Consider the following 18,746-nt stretch of genomic DNA (forward strand, 5'->3'; position numbering starts at 1 on the left):
AATATTTACCATATTCGTACTCGGATACGAATTATTGACATATTCGCCTTGAGGTGCGAAATTTACTGATAACTCCCGCTTCAGAGTAGAAAAAGAGATGCCAGCACAAGTTAGCGTGATCACCGGCGATCTGGTCAATTCACGGCAATTAGACACCACTCACTACATTACCGGGTTAAATGCCCTGCTGAGTCAATTGCAACGGGCTACGCTTATTGAGCGATTCGAGATTTTCCGTGGCGATGCTTTTCAAGCGGTGGCCGAACCGCAATCCGGTTTGCTGCTGGCGGTGTATATCCGTATTGCGCTTAGAGCGATGGACTCACGCCATTGGGATGCCCGCATCGCCGTTGGCCTCGGCAGCGACCAGGGACAAACCGCCGGTTATGGCAGCGCCTTTGTGAATTCTGGCCAGGCTCTGGACGCTTTGATGAAAAATTGCCGACTGGCTCTGAAAAATGACAATGAGCAGACAAATGCCATTGTCAGCGATCTATTGCCGATGTTAGATCATGTGATTAGTCGCCTTTCACAGACCGAAGCGCAGGTCGTCCAGGCACGTTTCTTCGCCGACACCAGCCAAGAGGTAGCGGAAAAGCTGCAAAAGGCCGCCTCCACCGTTTCTGCAACGCTGAAACGCGCGGCCTACGAGGAAATTATGCGATTTATTCACGCGATTAACAGGATCACCTGAATATGGATTTGAGCTACGCGCCGTTGCTGACCTGGTTGCTGGTGGTTCACCTGCTTGCAGACTTCCCGCTGCAGCCGCGCAGTTGGGTCGAGGATAAGGCTCGTCACCGCGCACGTTCTCGTTTCCTGTTGCTGCATGCCTTACTGCACGGCGTGCTGGCCGCCTGGGTGGTGGCCGGTTTTGCGTTGCTGCATGGCGGACTCTCTTCCGGCCAGGTGCTGACCACCCTGCTGGTGATCGCCATCAGCCACTGGCTGATTGACCTGTTGAAGGTCACGTTATTGACGCGCATCAGTCAAGCGGGCGGTTTTCTGCTCGATCAAGGCCTGCATCTTACGGTGATTGTACTGCTGTGGCTGTCGCTGACGCACAATGCCCATGGCCTGCTTAGCGCGCTGGGAGCGGCCATTGCCGGTTGGCAGGCTGGGCTGATTGTGGTGACGTATTTGGTGATTTACATGCCGATGGGCGTGCTTATCGGCCAGCTTTTGGCTCACTGGGCACCGCAGATGCCTCCTTCAGCCAAAGCCGATAACGACTCGTTATTACGTGCGGGCAAGCAAATTGGCTATCTGGAAAGAACGCTGATCCTGACCTTTGTGCTGATCGGCCAAATCCCGGCGGTCGGTTTTTTGCTGGCGGCCAAGTCAATCTTTCGCTTTGGTGATTTGCGCCAGAGCGATGACAAAATGCGTACCGAGTATGTGCTACTGGGTACGCTGTTTTCCTTTACCCTGACCATCATGCTGGGTCTGCTGGTGAAAAAAATGCTGTAGAGGCGGATAATATTTCGCCCCTACAGCCGGCACTTATTACAACCACTCACCGAAGCGGCGAATATAGAAACGCTTCATCAGCTGCGCCACCACGCAGTAGCTCACCAAGGTACCTGCCAGCCACGGGAAGTATTCCCACGGCAACGGCTGCAACCCAACCAGTGCGCCCAGCGGCGAGAACGGCAGATAGATACCCAGCCCCATCACCAGCGCCGTGGTCAGCAACACCGGCAGCGCGGCGGTGCTCTGAATAAACGGGATCTTCTGGGTGCGCAGCATATGCACCACCAGGGTTTGCGACAGCAAACCTTCAATAAACCAGCCGGACTGGAACAACGCCTGATGCTCTACGCTGTTGGCGGCGAAAACAAACCACATCAGCGCATAGGTAGTGATATCAAAGATGGACGACGTTGGCCCAATCCACAGCATAAAGCGGCCAATGTTTTTCGCATCCCACTTGCGCGGCTTGCGCAGGAACTCTTTGTCCATCTTGTCCCACGGCAGCGACAGCTGAGAGATATCGTACATCAGGTTCTGGATCAGCAGGTGGATCGCCAGCATCGGCAAGAACGGAATAAAGGCGCTGGCCACCAGCACCGAAAACACGTTGCCGAAGTTGGAGCTGGCGGTCATGTTCAGGTACTTGATGATATTGCCGAAAGTCTCCCGTCCCTTGATCACCCCCTCTTCCAGCACCATCAGATTTTTTTCCAGCAAAATGATGTCTGCCGACTCTTTGGCGATGTCCGTACCGGTGTCGACCGAAATGCCCACGTCGGCATCGCGCAGCGCCGGCGCATCGTTAATGCCGTCGCCGAGGAACCCGACGGTATGGCCATTCGCCTGCAGCATTTTCAACACTCGCGACTTCTGCAGCGGCGTCAGTTTGGTGAAGACCGTGCGCTGTTCCACTTCTTGCGCCAGCGTGGCGTCGTCCATCTGTTCAATTTGCGGACCGGAAAGCGGTTCACCCGGCTCCAGGCCAACATCGCGGCAGATTTTGCAGGTGATCACCGGGTTATCACCGGTCAAAACCTTAATCGCTACGCCGTTTTCCTGCAGGGCGGCGATCGCTTCCTGTGCGCTCTCCTTCGGTGGATCGAGGAAGGTCAGAACGCCCTGGATCACCATATCACGTTCATCGATAATACTCAGCGGCAGAGCATTTTTCTGTTCGCCCAGATCTCGCGTTGCCAGTACCAGCACGCGGAATCCCTCTTCGTTATATTGAGCGGCAAGCGCCTGCAACGCCTCACGCCGAGCCTGATCCAGCGGTAAAATCTGCTGCCCGTCGCGCACATGGGTGGCAATTTCGAGCATTTCCTCTACCGCCCCTTTGCAAATCAGGCGTTGTTGACCATTTTCATCCGCCACCACGATCGATAAACGGCGGCGTATAAAATCAAAGGGCAGCTCATCGACCTTGCCGTAGCGGCCCAACGCCTCGATGCCCGGCTTGCCGCGACCAAAACGGATCACCGCCTGGTCCATCAGGTTTTTCATTCCGCTCTGGTGGAAGCTGTTCAACCAGGCCAGGTGCAGCACCTCATTGTCTTTGGTCCCGCTGGCATCCAGATGGTGCTCAAGGATGATGCGATCCTGCGTCAGGGTGCCGGTTTTGTCGGTGCACAACACGTCCATCGCGCCAAAGTTCTGAATGGCGTTCAAACGCTTGACCACCACTTTGCGTCGCGACATGGCGATAGCGCCCTTCGCCAGGTTGGAACTGACGATCATCGGCAGCATTTCTGGCGTCAACCCAACCGCCACCGCCAGAGCAAACAGCGCGGCTTCGCTCCAGTCGCCTTTGGTGAACCCGTTGATCAGCAACACAATGGGCACCATCACCAACATAAAGCGGATTAGCAACCAACTGACGCTGTTAACCCCGCGATCAAACGCGGTTTGCGAACGGGTGCCGACAATCGACTTCGCCAGCGACCCGAAATAGGTGCGTCCGCCGGTTGCCACCACCACCGCCGTGGCGGTACCACTGGCGACGTTAGTGCCCATCAGGCAGATGTTCGACAGCTCCAACAGCGCATGTTCGCTGGAGACTTCGCCCTCACTCGATTTTTGGCTGACGTTGCCCATAACGTCGTATTTCTCAATCGGGATCGCCTCGCCGGTCAGAATGGCCTGGCTGATAAACAGATCGCGCGACGCCAGCAGGCGAACGTCCGCCGGAACCATATCCCCGGCAGAGAGCTGAATAATATCGCCCGGCACCAGTTCGCGGATCGGGACCTCCAGCGTCAGCGGATGTGCGCTGTAGCTGCTGCGGCGCATTACCGTTGCGGTGGTTCGCACCATCGACTTCAGCGTTTCCGCCGCCTTGTTGGTGCGGTATTCCTGCCAGAAGCGCAGTAGCCCGCTGAGTGACACCATCACCAGAATGATGATGACACCGGTGAGATCGGTTTCTTCACCGCGCCGGGCAGGCAGCCAGTAATCGGTAAAGAAACTGATCGCAGCCAGCACCATCAGTACATAGATAAACGGGTTATTAAAGGCGCTGAACAACTGCACCAACGCGTGCGGAGCCTTCTCATGAGCTACCTGATTAATACCAAACTGCGTCAGGCGTTCATCAACATCCTCCTGGGTTAATCCATTACGGTTGCATTTTAAATTTGCCAGCGTCTGGTCAACGCTGTTTTTCGCCTCTTGTGCGATGGCGTATGGCGTCGATTTTTTATCCCGGCGACGTACGGTTTCATTAATATAGGTCATAATGCAATTCTCTTATCTTACTCTGCGCACAGGGATACCCCGCCTGATTAACAGGTGAATAAGCACAGAATGGAATTTATTTAGTTGGCGTGATTAACGCGAATTATTGCCGCGTCGTGCACGCTGAATAATTAATCTTTCGGGGTCACCGTCCATGACGCCTCCTTATCACTGAGTACAGTGAAACATTAATGACTTATTAGACAGGTAATTCAGAAGCGATACGCCAACGTACAGCACTGACGCTTTTTTCCAGACTGACGCGACAGACAATACCCTCAATCTCTTTTTGCACCGAAGGGTTAGCGGTTATTTCCGCGCAAACCTCCAGCTGGCCGGGAATAGCAATATCGGCACTGCGCAATGATTGTAATCTTAATGCCACGCCATTTAGCGCCTGTAATATCAGGGTGCGTACCAGTATTTCATCCTGCTCGCCGCAGGTGACCTGTATGCGGTAGCACACCTCCAGATCGGTCGCCTGTTGTTGCGGCTGCAGATTGATGCGCTGCGCCGCTTCGCGCAGCAGAATATTGGCGCACAGGATCACCAGCGTCGCCAGAACCGCGTTCCAATACTGCCCCAGGCCGCACAGCACGCCTATTGCGGCTGAGCACCAGAGCGTGGCCGCCGTATTAAGGCCGCGGATATTCAGGCCTTCACGCATGATCACCCCGGCCCCCAAAAAGCCGATGCCAGAGACAATTTGTGCCGCAACCCGGCCGGCGCTGGAAGGGTCGGTAGACATGGAGCTGAGGATAAATACCGCCGCCCCGGTCGCCACCAGTGCATTGGTACGCAGGCCGGCCATACGCTGGCGCCATTGCCGTTCTGCGCCAATAACGGCGCCCAGGCTCATCGCCAGTAATAAATTTAAAACAAAAGGAGTCATAGCCATGACTTTCCCCTTAAATAACCACAGGAGATAAAATCATGTGCTTTTTAGCACACGCGAAACCGCGCCGATAATAAATCAGCGATTGAGCGTATAAGTGCCAGGAGGGAATAGGCTGTGGCTGCAAATAACCATAATTACGTCCAAATCAATTCACCCGATGCCATATGGCCTCAGGAACAACAGTCAGATTCGGGTTTGCACAGCTCGGAATAACCAGAGAGGGGTGCTGCCCGCCGTTTTCGGCAAGCAACTAATCAGAAGAGGATTGGTCAGCTTGCCTTATTTATATCACTGCAACTAAAACTGTCCAATTGTGTTTCCTCTTTGAAATTTTGGCTGAGTATAGTGACGCAGAGTGACGATGTAAAGGCGAATTTATTAAACGGAAATTAAACTCAATAACCCCAATATTTGATGAGTCACACGATTATAACTTATTGGCATTGGGCAATTGGCTAATTACCGATAAGCTTGAGCTTCAACAGGACAATCATCCTCAAGGACACGCATTCAATGAACCTGCTTCGCCTTTCCATCAGCCTCGCCCTGCTTGCCGGTTTTCCCGCTCAGGCTCTGCTCTTGCAACAGGGCGAAACGCGTTTCGATATCGATCCTGCCACGCTGCAAATCGTCGCGGGAAAAAACCAGGTTAACCAGGCACTGGCTGGGCAAACCGTGGCTGAACTGCAAAGCACATCGACGCAGGCAAGCTGGCAATGGCCCAACAGCGCCATGCAGGTTACCGCCAGATTGGAGGGTGGCGATCTGCGTTTGAGTTTCAGCAGCAAGCGGGCACAAACCCTGAACTGGTTCAGGCTGCCGCCGCAGGCAACGACCCTGCTGCTGCCGATTGGCGAAGGGAGCCGCATCCCGCTGGACAATCCCGTCTGGCGGAATTATCTGGTCAAGGAAATGACGCCGCTGGATACCAACTGGGATCTGAAACTGCCGCTTTGGAGCCAGCAACAGCAAGGCAAGGTCTACAGTTGGTTGCTGCTAACCCCATTCAGCAACCAGGTGACCTTCGCCAGCGCAGGAAAGGGACTCGCCATGCGCAGTAGTCATGAGTTCAACCGCTTTAATCAGCAGCAGGCTTTCGAGGTGCTGCTGCACGTGGGAGACTCGCCGCTGTCCGGCGCGCGCCGTTACCGTGAATACCTGCAACAAAGCGGTCAGTTCAGCAGCCTGCGAGATAAAATCCGCATCGCGCCGGAAGGCGAAAAGCTGATTGGCGCTACGCACATTTATCTGTGGGGCGACAAACTGCTGGCGGCGAACGACGTGAAAGATTGGCCGGGTTTGTTGGCCTGGCTTATCACCCCCAAGGGTGAAGTTCTGTGGCGGAAAATGGATGCCGATAGCCAAAAAACCGTGCGCACGCTGGCGGGAAAAACGCCGCAGGGCTGGCAACAGCAAGCGCTGATTGATGCCCTTAATCAGGCGCTGGTGACACTGACGCCGCTCAAGGCGACGCCGGATGACGCCGACTTCTTATCGGCGCAACGCCAACAGGCCGCGGATATCCGGGCATTGGCGCAACGGCAACTCGGGCCCTATCTGACTGCGCCGGAGAGCTGGGGACAGGGGCTGGCTAGCCCCCTGGTCGAGTCGCTGCAGCAGGCCGACCTGCCTCGGCTGTGGTTGGGTACCGACAACTGGACCGCCGAGTTTCTGCATCCGCATGCGGTAGAAAGCGCCAAAAAAGCGGGATACCTGATCGCCAGCTACGATTCTTACGACACCGCCATTCCACGTGGAGTCAATGACAGCTGGTTAACCGCCCAACTGCCGACGTCCCTGCGAGAACAGTGCGCCATCGTGCGTGCCGACGGCAGTAAGAAACCCGGCTTCGGCAAACAAGGCTACTACCTGAATCCAGGCTGCGTACTGCCTTACTCTCAACAGCGGATGACCGAACTGGTGCGACTGGCCGGGCTGAACAGTCTGTTCCTTGACGTTGACGGCACCGGGATGGTCTCTGACGATTATCAGCCCAACCACCCGACCGGTGCCGAGCAAATGGCGCAGGCTCGCAATGCGCGGCTGGCCTGGTTCAGCAACACCCTTCGCCTGCCGCTCGGCTCCGAAGATGGCAATGCGGTGACCGCACGCCACATCATGTTTGCCCACGGTATGGAAACCTGGGGATTTGGCTGGGGCGATAAGCAGATGAATCACGATAAGTCCTCCCCTTATTACCTGGGTGCCTGGTGGCCCAATGCCCAACCGGCCTTCTTCTTCAGCCCGGCCAAGGTAAAGGAACCCTACCGCACGGTGGAATTCGATCCGCGCTATCGTCTGCCCATGTATCAGGCGGTGTTCCACGACGCGGTGATCAGCAGCCACCACTGGAACTACGACAACCTGAAATTCAGCGATGTCAAAACCACCCGCAGCCTGCTGAGCCAGCTCTACAATACCGCGCCGATGTTCCATCTCAGCCGTGCCACGCTGCAGGCGCGCCTGCCGCAGATCAAACAGGCCGACGCCGCCTTCCGTCCGCTGCATCAGGCCCTTTGGGATAAAGCGCTGATCGATTTCCGCTGGTTGGATAAAGCCGGGTGGGTGCAGCAAACCATCTTCAGCGACGGCACCACGCTGACCGCCAATTTTGGCGAGCAGCCGTTCGACGGCATAGCCGCCCAGAGTCTGCGTGCCAAACTGGCGGACGGTCGCACCCTGAACGTTACGCCATAGCAACACCGGTCGGGGTGAACTACGCTAGGTTCAGTCCCCTGACCGTCACCGCTGGAGTTGATAATGGATAGCCTTACTCAAACGCTGCTCGCAGAGATCGGGCAAAGCTTTGGTCACGACGCCTTTTCGACGGGGTCGGTGACGGTCAGCGGTGAAGGTGTGCTGAGCAGCGCATTCCCAGTCAGCGAATTGGCGACCGCCTGCTGGGCCGCCGCCGGGCTGGCCTGCGCCGGACTGCTGCAACAGAATCGCAGCGCAGCACCGCAGGTGTTTGTCGATCGACGGTTGGCGTCCTTATGGTTCGGCTGGACGCTACGCCCGCTAGGTTGGTCATTGCCTGCGGCCTGGGACGCGTTGGCGGGCGATTATGCCACCAGCGACGGTTGGATCCGCCTGCATACCAATGCACCGCATCACCGTAAAGCCGTAGAGCAAGTGCTCGGTCCGCATCAGGATAAAAATGGGTTGGCGCAAAAGGTGCTGGCATGGAAAAAAAACGAGCTGGAGCAGGCGGTGATAGAGGCCGGTGGCTGCGCGGCGCAAATGCTTTCTGTCGAAGCGTGGCGGCAGCATACCCAGGGTAAAAGCGTTGCCCTGGAACCGCTGATCCATCAGACGCAACTTCAGGAAGCGGCGACGCCAGTCTGGACGCTGCCCAACGCCAGGCCGCTGCACGGCATACGGGTGCTGGATCTGACGCGGATTATCGCCGGCCCGGTAGCCACCCGTTTTCTCGCCGGTTTAGGGGCGGACGTATTGCGTATCGATCCCTACGGCTGGGACGAACCCGCTGTTGAGCATGAGGTGATGCTCGGCAAACGCAGTGCACGATTGAACCTGACCAACGCCCACGATCGCCATACCTTTGAACATCTGCTGAAAAACGCCGATGTTATCGTGCACGGATATCGCGCCGGAGCCTTGGAAAAACTGGGTTATGGCGCGGAACAACGACAGGCTTTATCTCCGGGATTGATCGACGTTTGCCTGAATGCCTATGGCTGGAGCGGCCCGTGGCGCGGGCGGCGCGGTTTCGACAGTCTGGTACAGATGAGTTGTGGTCTGGCAGAGGCGGGCATGAAATGGAAAGACGCCGCGATACCGGTACCCTTGCCGGTTCAGGCGCTGGATCACGCCACCGGTTACCTGATGGCCACGGCGGTGCTGCAGGGCATCCGCCAACGTCTGCAAAATGGCACCGGCTACAGCGCCCGGCTGTCGCTGGCCCGAACGGCAGAGCTGCTGTTGCGTCATCCGTACCCGCCACAACATCCGGGAAAACCACTGGCGCCGCCGGTCGATGCAGATGAAAACCCGGAAACCGAACTGACCTGCTGGGGCCCGGCGCAACGTCTTAACCCCGCGTTATGGCTCAATGGCACCGCGCTACTTTGGGTACTGCCGGCCACCCCGCTCGGCCGCTCGCAACCGGTCTGGCTACGACGCTGAACTCAGGCCAATTGACGCTGCAACCAATGTAACAAGGCTTCAACCGCCGGCGTCAACCCGGAGTTTTGCGGCCAGACCAGATAAAAATCAACCGGTTCAAGTTGCCGAGCCGCAGCCAACGCCACCAGTCGGCCCTCGGTCAGCGCATCGCTCACCAAAAGTCTTTTCACCAGCGCGATACCAAATCCCTGTTCGGCCGCGCGGATCAACAAGCCAGCGTCATTGAACGACGCCAGAGGCCTGCCATACTCCCTCTGCTGATGCACCAAAAACCAACTGCGCCATGGCGTAACATCATGCTCCAGCAGCGGCATGCCTGGCGTACCATCGTCGAAGGCCGCCTGCCATTGGCGCGCCAACGCAGGGGTTGCGACCGGCACCACCTCTCCCCTGGCAATAAGTTGCGCCTGCATATCCGCCCATTGCCCATTGCCAAGACGAATAGCCGCATCAAAACCTTTGCGCGTCAGATCCTGCACCGCCAGCGAGGCATCGATATCCAACGTAATATCGGCGCAGGCCGCGTGAAAAGACGACAACCGCGGCATTAGCCAGTAATGAGCGAAAGAAGGCAAGACGCTGATACGCAGAGCCTGACTTTGCGCAACGCGCCTGACCCGGCCAATCCCCTGTTGCAATGCTTCCAGCGTTGGTTCGGCCACCGCCAACAGCTCGCGCCCGGCAGCGTTCAGACGCAGCCCCCGCCCCTGCCGTTCAAACAACGGACAGCCCATCGCCTGTTCAAGCTGCTGGATCTGCTGACTGACGGCACCGTGGGTAAGGTGCACCTGCTGGGCGGTCGCGCGCAGGTTCTCTAGCCGGGCGGCAATTACAAAGGTCGGCAGAAAGTGTAAAGGAATACGCTCATCGAACATTGGTTAGCCCTGCTATCCAAAAAGGGTATTTTTCATCGATTTTCGCGCCAAAGTAAAGGGTTTAGGGTGTCACTATTCCCCCTTACGTCCGGAGTTATCGATGCACCCACGTTTGCAGCAAGACCTTGACCAGTTTCCACAGATCCTCGATCACACCCGTCAGTTGGCCGAAACGTTTCTGGGCGGCATAAAACAGCGCCCGGTTTGCCCGCCCCTGGATGCACAGCAACTTCAGCCGGGTGATGACCAACTGGCCGAAGGTGGCAAGGGCGCGATCGCGGCACTGGACCACTTCTGGCAGCGTTATGCCGAGGGGATCTCCGCCAGCGCCGGGCCACGTTACTTTGGCTTTGTGACCGGTGGAGCAACCCCGGCGGCACTGGCGGCGGATTGGCTGGTTAGCGCTATCGACCAAAATAGTCAATTGAGCCAGGATACCGTTGCCGCAGCGATTGAATTGGCGACGGTAGACCAGCTAAAAACCTTGCTGGGGCTGCCGGAAACCTTCAATGGCAGTTTTGTCAGCGGGGCGACCATGGCCAACTTTGTCGGTATCGCCATCGGTCGCCAATGGCTCGGCCAGCAACGCGGTATTGACGTCGCCGAACAGGGGGTTGCGGCCCTGGGCCCCGTACAGGTGCTGTCGGCGAATCCGCATGCCAGCAGTGTGAAAGCGCTCAGCATGCTGGGGATCGGTCGTGATGCGCTGAAAATTATCGACTGTCTTCCCGGCTCCGAAGCTATAGATCCGGCGGCGCTGGAACGGCATCTGGCTAGCAGCGTCGGCATACCTACTCTCGTCCTGGCCAGTGCCGGCACGGTGAATACCGTGGCCTTCGACGACCTGCAGCAGTTATTGGCGCTGCGGGAACGTTATCCATTCTGGCTACATGTCGATGCGGCCTTTGGCGGCGTGGCGGCCTGTTCACCGCGCTATGCAGCGCGCCTGGCTGGCTGGCAGCAGGCGGATTCCATCACCGTTGATGCTCACAAGTGGCTAAACGTCCCTTATGACAGCGCCATTCAATTCAGCCGTCATCTGGCCTTGCAGATGCAGGTGTTCCAAAACCATTCGGCCTATCTGGAAGCCCCCACGTTACGGCCGGACAACTATCTGCATCTGACCCCTGAAAACTCGCGGCGCTTCCGGGCACTCCCTTTATGGATGGCGCTGAAAGCCTATGGCCACAGCGGCATGCGGGATATGGTGGAGCGAAATGTCCAATTGGCGCAGCTTTTGGGCACAGAGCTGGCGGCCAGCGAAGGCTTTCATCTGCTGGCGCCGGTCAATTTAAACGTGGTGTGCTTTGCCCTGAAAGACAATAAAGGCGATGCCGTTGCAGCACGCGACCGTTTTATCGCCCGCCTCGATCGGCATGGCATCGTACGCTGTACTCCTACCTACTACCATGGACAACCAGGGATACGCGCTGCCCTGGTCAATTGGATGACGCAGGAAAGCGATATTCATTTAGCCTTGGAATCGATGCGTTATTGTTTGCCAGAACCTTGCTGATAGGGAAAAATCAAGGGTGTTTCCTGCGTGGGTCGCTCTATTATTACGGTCGTCACCATGCGGCCGTAAACCTTTATCAATAATTGATAATTTACAGCCCTGTTGCGAAAGAAAATAGTTCAGTAAAACCAATTAATCACTCACTGACATTTTTCACATTGGTTGAAATAGCACGAATAATCACACCAACCTCTTGTTATATCGTCACTTTTCTTAACAAAAAAACGCGTTAATGTTAACTCTATGTGATTATTGATTATCGCAAGTGATAAAAAATGGAAGAATTATCATTATCAAAAACAAGAGAATAACAGATAACATTATGATAATATTATTAAAAATAAAATCATACAAATCAGAGTGTATTTCTAAAGCTCAATAAATAGGCTAAAAAATGTTAAAAAAACAACACATGAATTTTTTTTAAGAATTTTCCTAGCAATCTAATATTTCGTTTCGTGACATGATGGGTTGAATCAATGACAAAAAGACCAGCAGGCACGCGGTTCAAGCCCAAATTGGCGTTACCTCACAGCAATTCCTGCGCCAGCAGATTATTCTGACTTAAGCTAAACTTATAGATTCACAGTGTTAATTAGTTTAGTAATAAAATATCGTTGAGTACAGCCGTGTTTATTGATAGAACACTGCTTCTACGTGAATTTTTTGTGCTTTTTATTTGCCTTTAAGGCTTCAGGCTTTTTCTTTTTGTTACCGCGGTAAAACGGATTTAAGTGGGGGTGAGATATGCCAACGATCATTATGGATTCATGCAGCTATACCAGATTAGGTTTGACAGACTACCTGACAACACACGGAGTAAAAAAACGCCAGATTAATGCCATCAATGATATCGACGACCTGCATGAAAAATGCAGCAAGTTGAAACCCAGCCTGGTATTTATAAATGAAGACTGCTTTATACACGAAGCTAACGCGACGGAACGTATAAAGGGGGTGATTTCACTGCACCCTGACACCTTATTCTTCATCTTTATGGCCATCACCAACGTACATTTCGACGATTATTTATATGTTCGTAAAAATGTCATCATCTCGTCAAAATCCATCAAACCAGAGACTATGAATCAACTACTTAGTCACTATCTGGAGAAAAAAGCGCCTCGTACCGAGAAAACCTCGTTTGACCAGACTCCGGTTACCCTTAGCCAAACTGAGTCAAACATGTTGCGCATGTGGATGTCAGGCCAGGGCACTATCCAGATCTCCGACCAGATGCAAATTAAGGCCAAAACCGTCTCTTCCCATAAGGGAAATATCAAAAGAAAAATTAAAACGCACAACAAGCAGATTATTTACCATGTTGTTCGTTTAACCGACACCTTAACCAGTGGAATATTCGTCAATAGCCGCTAGGTAAAAGGTTTGTTGCTTACTCTGCAAACGTTGGTTTTAAATGTCTTTCAGCGTGCCCTGCTGGATACCACGCATTTAAATAACCTAAATACCTGTTCGCGACGATACTCTCGGCCGCGACGGGTATTCCCGCATTAAAAGACCGAGTATTCTTCCCCCTCCGGAATAATTCCCTCACGGAAGTTTTGCAGATTAAATTAATGCGCCAGAGAAGTATTGGCTCGGTATCAGACTATGACCTGGTTTCCGTCTGCCTAAGCTCAACAAAGGTCCCATCACGGCTGTCAATCTCGTTGAAGAACCAGACACCGGCAGGATAGTCCGGCAAAGAGACCAGGTACATAATCCCTTCATTAAACTCTTCTACCGCCAGGATCACCCCTTCACGCCGCTGTATGCCATCCGTCTTTACGGTGACCAGATCGTTCACTTTCATGCCGTACCCCATCATTTATCATTGATGTCAGTGTATTACAAAATGCGGTGAGAAAAATACTGCACCGACAGGGAATTCGCCACTCGCCTGTGCGGTTCTCACTAAAGCGTAGCAGTCCACCAGCCCCTCAGCTTTTCACTTTCTTAACGTTTTGTCCGCAGAATCTTAAGCGCACAACGGTTAGTCTGTTTCCTGGTGCTTCCCCCCAGAGAAGTATCAGCAAATGAAGAAGTAACAAGGAACTTTTGCCCGCAGACTTGCGGGCTTTTTTTGCCTGCGCCAAATTGCAGGCACAAAAAAACCCGCCTTGGCGGGTTTTTGTTAATCAGCAGAAGAGCCGATTAGATAGCGGTAACGTTAGCCGCTGACGGACCTTTAGCACCGTTCTCGATAGAGAACTGTACGTTCTGGCCTTCAGCCAGGGTCTTGAAGCCTTGATCCTGGATAGCAGAGAAGTGTACGAACACGTCTTTGCTGCCGTCTGCTGGAGTGATGAAACCAAAACCTTTAGACTCGTTGAACCACTTCACTTGACCTTTGATCATGTTAGACATGTCTAATTCCTTCAATATTAAATGTAAGCCACCATGGGCAAGATATAGCCGGTCATCAGTTACTTATGGAGGCACTAGAAAGGAAATTCGTCAGTGAAGTGCTATCTAGGATAACGCTTTAAATTTGAACTACTTTACTCAAAATGTCGTGCATAAATAGGTCTGTACCACAGGCCGAGAAGCATTAACTCACGATGGGACTTTAATAGCAACTCTTTTTGTTTGCCCCTCTGTGGAAACGGGGCCAAATGCACAGGATTTAACCCATTTCGCTTGTTTTTTGGTCACTTCTGGCTCTGCTTACCCGATAATGGGGGTAATCGGCTGCCGCAATATTTGCAAAATATCGCCTCTGTCTCATGGCCACCTCTTTGACATTGTTCACAATTTCGCCTTTCACGACTGCGCTGCAGTTCTTGCGACATGTAAGCCGTCAGAATCCCGGTCGGCACCGCGATGATTGAATAGCCCACCAGAATCAGGACGGAGGTCAATAATCGGCCCAGCGGAGTATGGGGGACGATATCGCCGTAGCCTACGGTGGTCAGCGTGACGACTGCCCAATAGATAGACGCCGCCAGGCTGGTAAACCCGCCGCTACCGCCCTCTATCGCATACATCAAACCGCCAAACACGCACAACACCACGGCGACAAAGCCAAAAAACATTGCCAGCTTATGGCGCGCCAGCTTGATGCTGCGCCAAATCATGCCCATTTCGCTCATGTAACGCAGCAGTTTCAATACCCGCAATACCCGCAATACCCTCAGGACACGCAGCAGCATCACAAATTCCACCGTCATATGCGGGAACAACCAGATGATGTACAGCGGCAGTACCGTCAACAAATCGACCATGCCGAAAAAGCTCAGGGCATAGTGCTGCTCACGCGGCGTACTCCACAGGCGTAACAGATACTCGAGAGTAAAAATGAAGGTAAATACCACCTCCGCCCAAAAGAACAGATAAATGGCCTGCCGACCGGGCGCGTAAAGGGCACTGCCCCCTGGTTCGAGGAACAACAAAATCACGCTCAGCAACGCGGTAGCGACCCAAAAGGTTTCCATCCTGCGGCCGATGCGCGAATGGTTGTCGAACAGCAGCCGATAGCTGCGCTGGCGTAAACTAAGCGCCGCAGTGTCAGTGGTCATAGTCCAATGTCTTATAACGGGAAGTTGCTCATATACTAGACCTGAACCTGAACGCCGCCAACTCTGGCACCGGCCCCTCAGAGGTCACAAATGATAGTAATTCTCGTCTGACTGTTTTATAGTTGCGCAGCGTAACTATAAAGGGAGATTGACCATGCTTAGAGGGCATACGCTGGCAGCATTTTGCTGCACCACGCTGTTAATATTGAGCGCCCCAGCCCAGGCGCTGGATCTTTCCTACAAGGCACCTGAGCCCAGCATCAAACCCGCGCCCGCGCCCAAAGCCGCGCTCGGCCCCGCGGAAAAAACCGCCAAGGCGCCCGTGGTGTGGTCAGAAACAGAAGAGAAAACCGGTTTTCGGGTCGATCTGGAATGCGATCACCCCGGGTGTAGCCAGAAGCGCACCAAACCGTATTCATCGCTGAACAGCCCGGTGAAAAAAACCGACCGCCGTCGCCAGTCTGATCCCTATTCCACCAATCAGGATCCCGAGTACAGCGTGAACATGGGTTATCAATGGTAACCACGCTTTAAGAGTTATCCCTATATCTGCGCAAACGCGCACTTTATATAATGGCCACCTGTTCACCACTCCTCCTGGTGCTGGACACAACAAGCTGTGTTGCAATTTTTTATGCGCCTCCCTATAGGCGCTTTTTTTATGTCTGAATACCAGTCCGTTCCGCCCTTACAGAATGGTCTCATTGCGGCATAACGTGATAGCTGTCACAAATAGCCGCTCTCAAGCCACGCTTTATCGGAGGTTGGCCAGATGGCGACTGAATATTTATCTTTGCTGGCAGTGTTAGCCGGCATCGCAGGTTTCGCACTGTATAAACACTTTAAATCACAGAAGAAAAGTACTTTGCTGCGTCCGCACGATCGTTGACGCAAAAGTGGCCGGGGTACGGCATCGACGCCGTGCCTCAGGCCACACAACTGCGCTCTGTCATTTTTTTATCACAAAATTGTCACAATATAGCCATATCATGGTCGGCGATTATCCGCACTGGCTCAACACCAAGGATTTCGTTATGACCACCATGATTAAAGCAACAAACCACCAGGAAGCCGAAAAGCTGATCCGCTACGGTACGGCGAAAAAAATCGAACTGGCCTATGACATCGACAGCGATGATTTTTTCCAGCTCGCCAGCCTGTGGTGTGATAGAGGTGCCAAGATTTCCAAAGGTAAAGAACACTTTATCGTCTCGCTAAAAGGTTTTCGCATCCCGCCAAATGATTGATGTTATGCCGCCCTTGCGGCGGCGCCCCCTTCCCCCGAAAAAATCGCCCTGTGAGCTACACTCTCTCCTTAGCATTTCAGTAAGATAAATCATCAATTACTGCAGCTGGTTACCTAGATGGGTCACTGCGCCTGAATGCCAACCGAGGAGAATCGTCATGTCTGCGAACCCGCAACTGCCCAGCACCATGAAAGCCATTGAGATCAGCCAGCCCGGCGAACCGGAAGTTTTGGTTGTCGCACAGCGGCCGCTGCCGTCCCTGCAACAAGGGGAGATCCTGGTGAAGGTCGCCGCCGCCGGGGTTAACCGCCCTGACGTGTTGCAACGCCGCGGCCAATACGCACCGCCTCCCGACGCATCGGATATCCCGGGCCTGGAGATCGCTGGCGTGGTGGTCGCCACCGGCGTTGGTGTGCAAAATTATGCCGTTGGCGATAGCGTCTGCGCCCTGATTGCCGGTGGCGGCTATGCCGAATACTGCAAGGTGCATGAAAGCAATGCGCTGCCGGTCCCCAAAGGATTTAGCCTGGTTGAGGCAGCAGCCATCCCGGAAACCTTCTTTACCGTGTGGGTCAATGTGTTCCAGCGCGGCAACCTGAAAGCTGGCGAAACCGTTTTGATCCACGGCGGCACTTCCGGCATTGGTACCGTCGCCACCCTGCTGGCGAAAGCTTTCTGTGCTCATGTGATTACCACCGTTGGCTCGGAAGAGAAGCGTCAGGCCAGCCTGGCCTTGGGTGCCGATGTGTCGATCAACTATCGCGACGAGGATTTTGTCGAGCAGACCCGGCACGCAACTAACGGCAAGGGGGCAGACGTGATTGTCGATTTGATCGCCGGCGACTACCTGGCGAAAAACTACCAGGCGGCAGCGATGGATGGCCGTATTGTGCAAATTGGCACCCAGAATGGCGTGGTGAAGGAGTTGAACCTGATGCCGCTGCTGCTCAAACGTCTGACCCACACCGGTTCTACGCTGCGTTCGCGAAGCGTTGAAGACAAAGCGGGTATTGCCGCCGATTTGCTGCAAAAGGTTTGGCCATTGCTGGATCGCGGTGCGTTAAAACCGCAAATCTTCAAAACCTACCCGCTGGAACAAGCAGCCGAAGCCCATGCGTTGATGGAGTCGAGCCAGCACATCGGCAAGATCATGCTGACCCTCTAATCTGTGCCCCGCAGCCTAGGCTGCGGGGCCTGTTTCATCTGCCTGGCGTATGCACGTCTTCAGGCGTTGAGTCGGTACTGTCTAACTTTTCCTGCGCCAGCGCTTCATCTTCGCTGTCTTTCTCCAGGCTTTCCTGCTGCGCCCCCTGCTGCGGCGAATACACCAACTCCACCATAATCGGGAAGTGATCTGAACCGACGCTGGTCAACCGACGCAGCGATCCGAGCACGAAATCATCGCTGTGAAACACGTGATCCAATGGCCAACGCAGGAACGGATAACCGGCATGAAAGGTGCTGAACATGCCCCGACCACGGCGCGGATCCAACAAACCGCTGACTTTAAGGAACAACCGGGTGGTGGTCGACCAAGCCACGTCATTCAGATCGCCGGTCACAATCACCGGAAACTCCGATTTGGCCGCACTTTTCCCGACCATCACCAGTTCGGCGTCGCGGTCTTCCGATTCCTCGTTTTCAGTCGGGCTCGGCGGCATCGGGTGAACGCAGTGCAGGCGCACCTGCGGCCCATGCGGCAAATGCACCATCATGTGCATCGACGGGATCTGTTCATCGACCAGATACTGTATCTGCGCATCGCTGAGTTTCAGCCGCGAATAAACGTGCATGCCGTACAGATTATCCAGCGGGCATTTCAACGTGTACGGGTAATCCTGCTCCAGCACCGAGAGCTGCTGTTCCCACCAGCAGTCGGTTTCCACCGCCACCAGCACGTCCGGACGCTCGGTCGCCACCAACGCCAGCAGCTTATCCGCCTGGCGATTGGGTGTTAACACATTGGACACCAGAATGCGGATACGCGGCTTTTTTTGATAGCCGGTAAAGTCCAGCACCTGCGGTTTGCTCAACCGGGTGTAAGGGTAAATCCAGGCCGCCTGGTAAACCACACAGGCCAGGTTCAGCGCCATCATGCCCCACACCCAAGGCGACAGCGGCACAAACAGCAGATTCAGCAACAACACCAGTAGCGAAAGCGCCAGTATCTGCAGGCGGGGAAAATCCCACACCCGAATCCACCAGGCTGCATGCTTTGAAAGCGGCGCAATAGTCACCAGCGCCAGCAAAAGCGTCAGTATGGCGGTAATCCCTGTCACGTTTATTTCCTCATTCTCATCGGCCTGGGCCTGTCGGGGTGACGGCCTCTTGGCTGCCGTA

Annotated in this window: 16 protein-coding genes; 9 read left to right on the top strand and 7 right to left on the bottom strand. The window is 54.4% G+C overall.

Annotation, left to right across the window (positions count from 1 at the left end; genetic code table 11):
* The first annotated feature begins 97 nt into the window (after window positions 1-97).
* Together M2407_RS09135 and M2407_RS09140 are read left to right on the top strand one after the other, a co-directional pair.
* On the top strand, window positions 98-694 hold the full coding sequence (locus M2407_RS09135) for a SatD family protein (protein WP_046373221.1): 597 nt from the start codon (window positions 98-100) through the stop codon (window positions 692-694).
* A gap of 2 nt (window positions 695-696) precedes the next feature.
* The gene (locus M2407_RS09140) at window positions 697-1,470 is read left to right on the top strand and encodes a DUF3307 domain-containing protein (RefSeq protein WP_259217718.1); all 774 of its coding nucleotides are present in this window, start codon (window positions 697-699) and stop codon (window positions 1,468-1,470) included.
* 36 nt (window positions 1,471-1,506) lie between these two features.
* Here the strand turns inward: M2407_RS09140 and mgtA are convergent, their stop codons facing one another.
* Both mgtA and M2407_RS09150 read right to left on the bottom strand, forming a co-directional pair.
* Window positions 1,507-4,206 (bottom strand): magnesium-translocating P-type ATPase, encoded by a 2,700-nt coding sequence (mgtA, locus tag M2407_RS09145; protein ID WP_259217719.1) that lies wholly within the window; start codon window positions 4,204-4,206, stop codon window positions 1,507-1,509.
* Window positions 4,207-4,405: 199 nt separating this feature from the next.
* Window positions 4,406-5,104 (bottom strand): MgtC family protein, encoded by a 699-nt coding sequence (locus tag M2407_RS09150; RefSeq protein ID WP_044552178.1) that lies wholly within the window; start codon window positions 5,102-5,104, stop codon window positions 4,406-4,408.
* A gap of 513 nt (window positions 5,105-5,617) precedes the next feature.
* Here M2407_RS09150 and M2407_RS09155 point away from each other — a divergent pair.
* On the top strand, window positions 5,618-7,801 hold the full coding sequence (locus M2407_RS09155; protein ID WP_259217722.1) for a glycoside hydrolase: 2,184 nt from the start codon (window positions 5,618-5,620) through the stop codon (window positions 7,799-7,801).
* Between the two features lie 63 nt (window positions 7,802-7,864).
* Window positions 7,865-9,250 carry a CoA transferase gene (locus tag M2407_RS09160; RefSeq protein WP_259217725.1) on the top strand — a complete coding sequence of 462 codons (1,386 nt, stop codon included), beginning with the start codon at window positions 7,865-7,867 and terminating at the stop codon, window positions 9,248-9,250.
* Window positions 9,251-9,252: 2 nt separating this feature from the next.
* Here the strand turns inward: M2407_RS09160 and M2407_RS09165 are convergent, their stop codons facing one another.
* Window positions 9,253-10,125: a LysR substrate-binding domain-containing protein gene (locus M2407_RS09165; protein ID WP_116690240.1), complete on the bottom strand. Its 873-nt coding sequence runs from the start codon at window positions 10,123-10,125 to the stop codon at window positions 9,253-9,255.
* Window positions 10,126-10,225: 100 nt separating this feature from the next.
* On the opposite strand from M2407_RS09165, the gene M2407_RS09170 reads away from it, so the two are divergent.
* A complete protein-coding gene (locus M2407_RS09170) occupies window positions 10,226-11,641 on the top strand; it encodes a pyridoxal-dependent decarboxylase (protein ID WP_128865355.1) in 1,416 nt (471 codons plus the stop codon).
* A gap of 747 nt (window positions 11,642-12,388) precedes the next feature.
* Entirely contained in the window at window positions 12,389-13,018 is a 630-nt protein-coding gene (rcsA, locus tag M2407_RS09175; RefSeq protein ID WP_122079734.1) for a transcriptional regulator RcsA, read from the top strand.
* A 232-nt stretch (window positions 13,019-13,250) separates the two neighbouring features.
* Here the strand turns inward: rcsA and dsrB are convergent, their stop codons facing one another.
* The 3 genes from dsrB to M2407_RS09190 all read right to left on the bottom strand — a co-directional run bounded on the left by dsrB (window position 13,251) and on the right by M2407_RS09190 (window position 15,159).
* Window positions 13,251-13,454 carry a protein DsrB gene (gene dsrB / locus M2407_RS09180; RefSeq protein WP_122080645.1) on the bottom strand — a complete coding sequence of 68 codons (204 nt, stop codon included), beginning with the start codon at window positions 13,452-13,454 and terminating at the stop codon, window positions 13,251-13,253.
* Between the two features lie 341 nt (window positions 13,455-13,795).
* Window positions 13,796-14,008, bottom strand: a complete 213-nt coding sequence (cspE, locus tag M2407_RS09185; RefSeq protein ID WP_004946278.1) for a transcription antiterminator/RNA stability regulator CspE — start codon at window positions 14,006-14,008, stop codon at window positions 13,796-13,798.
* Between the two features lie 284 nt (window positions 14,009-14,292).
* Complete coding sequence (locus tag M2407_RS09190; protein ID WP_122079735.1) at window positions 14,293-15,159, bottom strand: ion transporter; 867 nt, start codon at window positions 15,157-15,159, stop codon at window positions 14,293-14,295.
* Between the two features lie 154 nt (window positions 15,160-15,313).
* Here M2407_RS09190 and M2407_RS09195 point away from each other — a divergent pair, with 154 nt between their 5' ends.
* The 3 genes from M2407_RS09195 to M2407_RS09205 all read left to right on the top strand — a co-directional run bounded on the left by M2407_RS09195 (window position 15,314) and on the right by M2407_RS09205 (window position 17,571).
* Window positions 15,314-15,682 carry a hypothetical protein gene (locus tag M2407_RS09195; protein ID WP_122079736.1) on the top strand — a complete coding sequence of 123 codons (369 nt, stop codon included), beginning with the start codon at window positions 15,314-15,316 and terminating at the stop codon, window positions 15,680-15,682.
* A 511-nt stretch (window positions 15,683-16,193) separates the two neighbouring features.
* Entirely contained in the window at window positions 16,194-16,406 is a 213-nt protein-coding gene (locus M2407_RS09200; protein ID WP_041415483.1) for a hypothetical protein, read from the top strand.
* 157 nt (window positions 16,407-16,563) lie between these two features.
* Window positions 16,564-17,571: an NAD(P)H-quinone oxidoreductase gene (locus tag M2407_RS09205; protein ID WP_259217735.1), complete on the top strand. Its 1,008-nt coding sequence runs from the start codon at window positions 16,564-16,566 to the stop codon at window positions 17,569-17,571.
* A 34-nt stretch (window positions 17,572-17,605) separates the two neighbouring features.
* Here M2407_RS09205 and M2407_RS09210 read toward each other — a convergent pair whose 3' ends face one another.
* The gene (locus M2407_RS09210; RefSeq protein WP_122079737.1) at window positions 17,606-18,685 is read right to left on the bottom strand and encodes an endonuclease/exonuclease/phosphatase family protein; all 1,080 of its coding nucleotides are present in this window, start codon (window positions 18,683-18,685) and stop codon (window positions 17,606-17,608) included.
* Window positions 18,686-18,746: the final 61 nt, after the last annotated feature.

The sequence above is a fragment of the Serratia sp. BIGb0234 genome, assembly GCF_024809915.1.
GTDB lineage: Bacteria > Pseudomonadota > Gammaproteobacteria > Enterobacterales > Enterobacteriaceae > Serratia > Serratia liquefaciens.

Excerpts from the sequence above, each read along its gene's own strand:
- M2407_RS09135 (WP_046373221.1), top strand. The coding sequence starts at position 98 with ATGCCAGCACAAGTTAGCGTGATCACCGGCGATCTGGTCAATTCACGG.
- M2407_RS09140 (WP_259217718.1), top strand. The coding sequence starts at position 697 with ATGGATTTGAGCTACGCGCCGTTGCTGACCTGGTTGCTGGTGGTTCAC.
- mgtA (WP_259217719.1), bottom strand. The coding sequence starts at position 4,206 with ATGACCTATATTAATGAAACCGTACGTCGCCGGGATAAAAAATCGACG.
- M2407_RS09150 (WP_044552178.1), bottom strand. The coding sequence starts at position 5,104 with ATGGCTATGACTCCTTTTGTTTTAAATTTATTACTGGCGATGAGCCTG.
- M2407_RS09155 (WP_259217722.1), top strand. The coding sequence starts at position 5,618 with ATGAACCTGCTTCGCCTTTCCATCAGCCTCGCCCTGCTTGCCGGTTTT.
- M2407_RS09160 (WP_259217725.1), top strand. The coding sequence starts at position 7,865 with ATGGATAGCCTTACTCAAACGCTGCTCGCAGAGATCGGGCAAAGCTTT.
- M2407_RS09165 (WP_116690240.1), bottom strand. The coding sequence starts at position 10,125 with ATGTTCGATGAGCGTATTCCTTTACACTTTCTGCCGACCTTTGTAATT.
- M2407_RS09170 (WP_128865355.1), top strand. The coding sequence starts at position 10,226 with ATGCACCCACGTTTGCAGCAAGACCTTGACCAGTTTCCACAGATCCTC.
- rcsA (WP_122079734.1), top strand. The coding sequence starts at position 12,389 with ATGCCAACGATCATTATGGATTCATGCAGCTATACCAGATTAGGTTTG.
- dsrB (WP_122080645.1), bottom strand. The coding sequence starts at position 13,454 with ATGAAAGTGAACGATCTGGTCACCGTAAAGACGGATGGCATACAGCGG.
- cspE (WP_004946278.1), bottom strand. The coding sequence starts at position 14,008 with ATGTCTAACATGATCAAAGGTCAAGTGAAGTGGTTCAACGAGTCTAAA.
- M2407_RS09190 (WP_122079735.1), bottom strand. The coding sequence starts at position 15,159 with ATGACCACTGACACTGCGGCGCTTAGTTTACGCCAGCGCAGCTATCGG.
- M2407_RS09195 (WP_122079736.1), top strand. The coding sequence starts at position 15,314 with ATGCTTAGAGGGCATACGCTGGCAGCATTTTGCTGCACCACGCTGTTA.
- M2407_RS09200 (WP_041415483.1), top strand. The coding sequence starts at position 16,194 with ATGACCACCATGATTAAAGCAACAAACCACCAGGAAGCCGAAAAGCTG.
- M2407_RS09205 (WP_259217735.1), top strand. The coding sequence starts at position 16,564 with ATGTCTGCGAACCCGCAACTGCCCAGCACCATGAAAGCCATTGAGATC.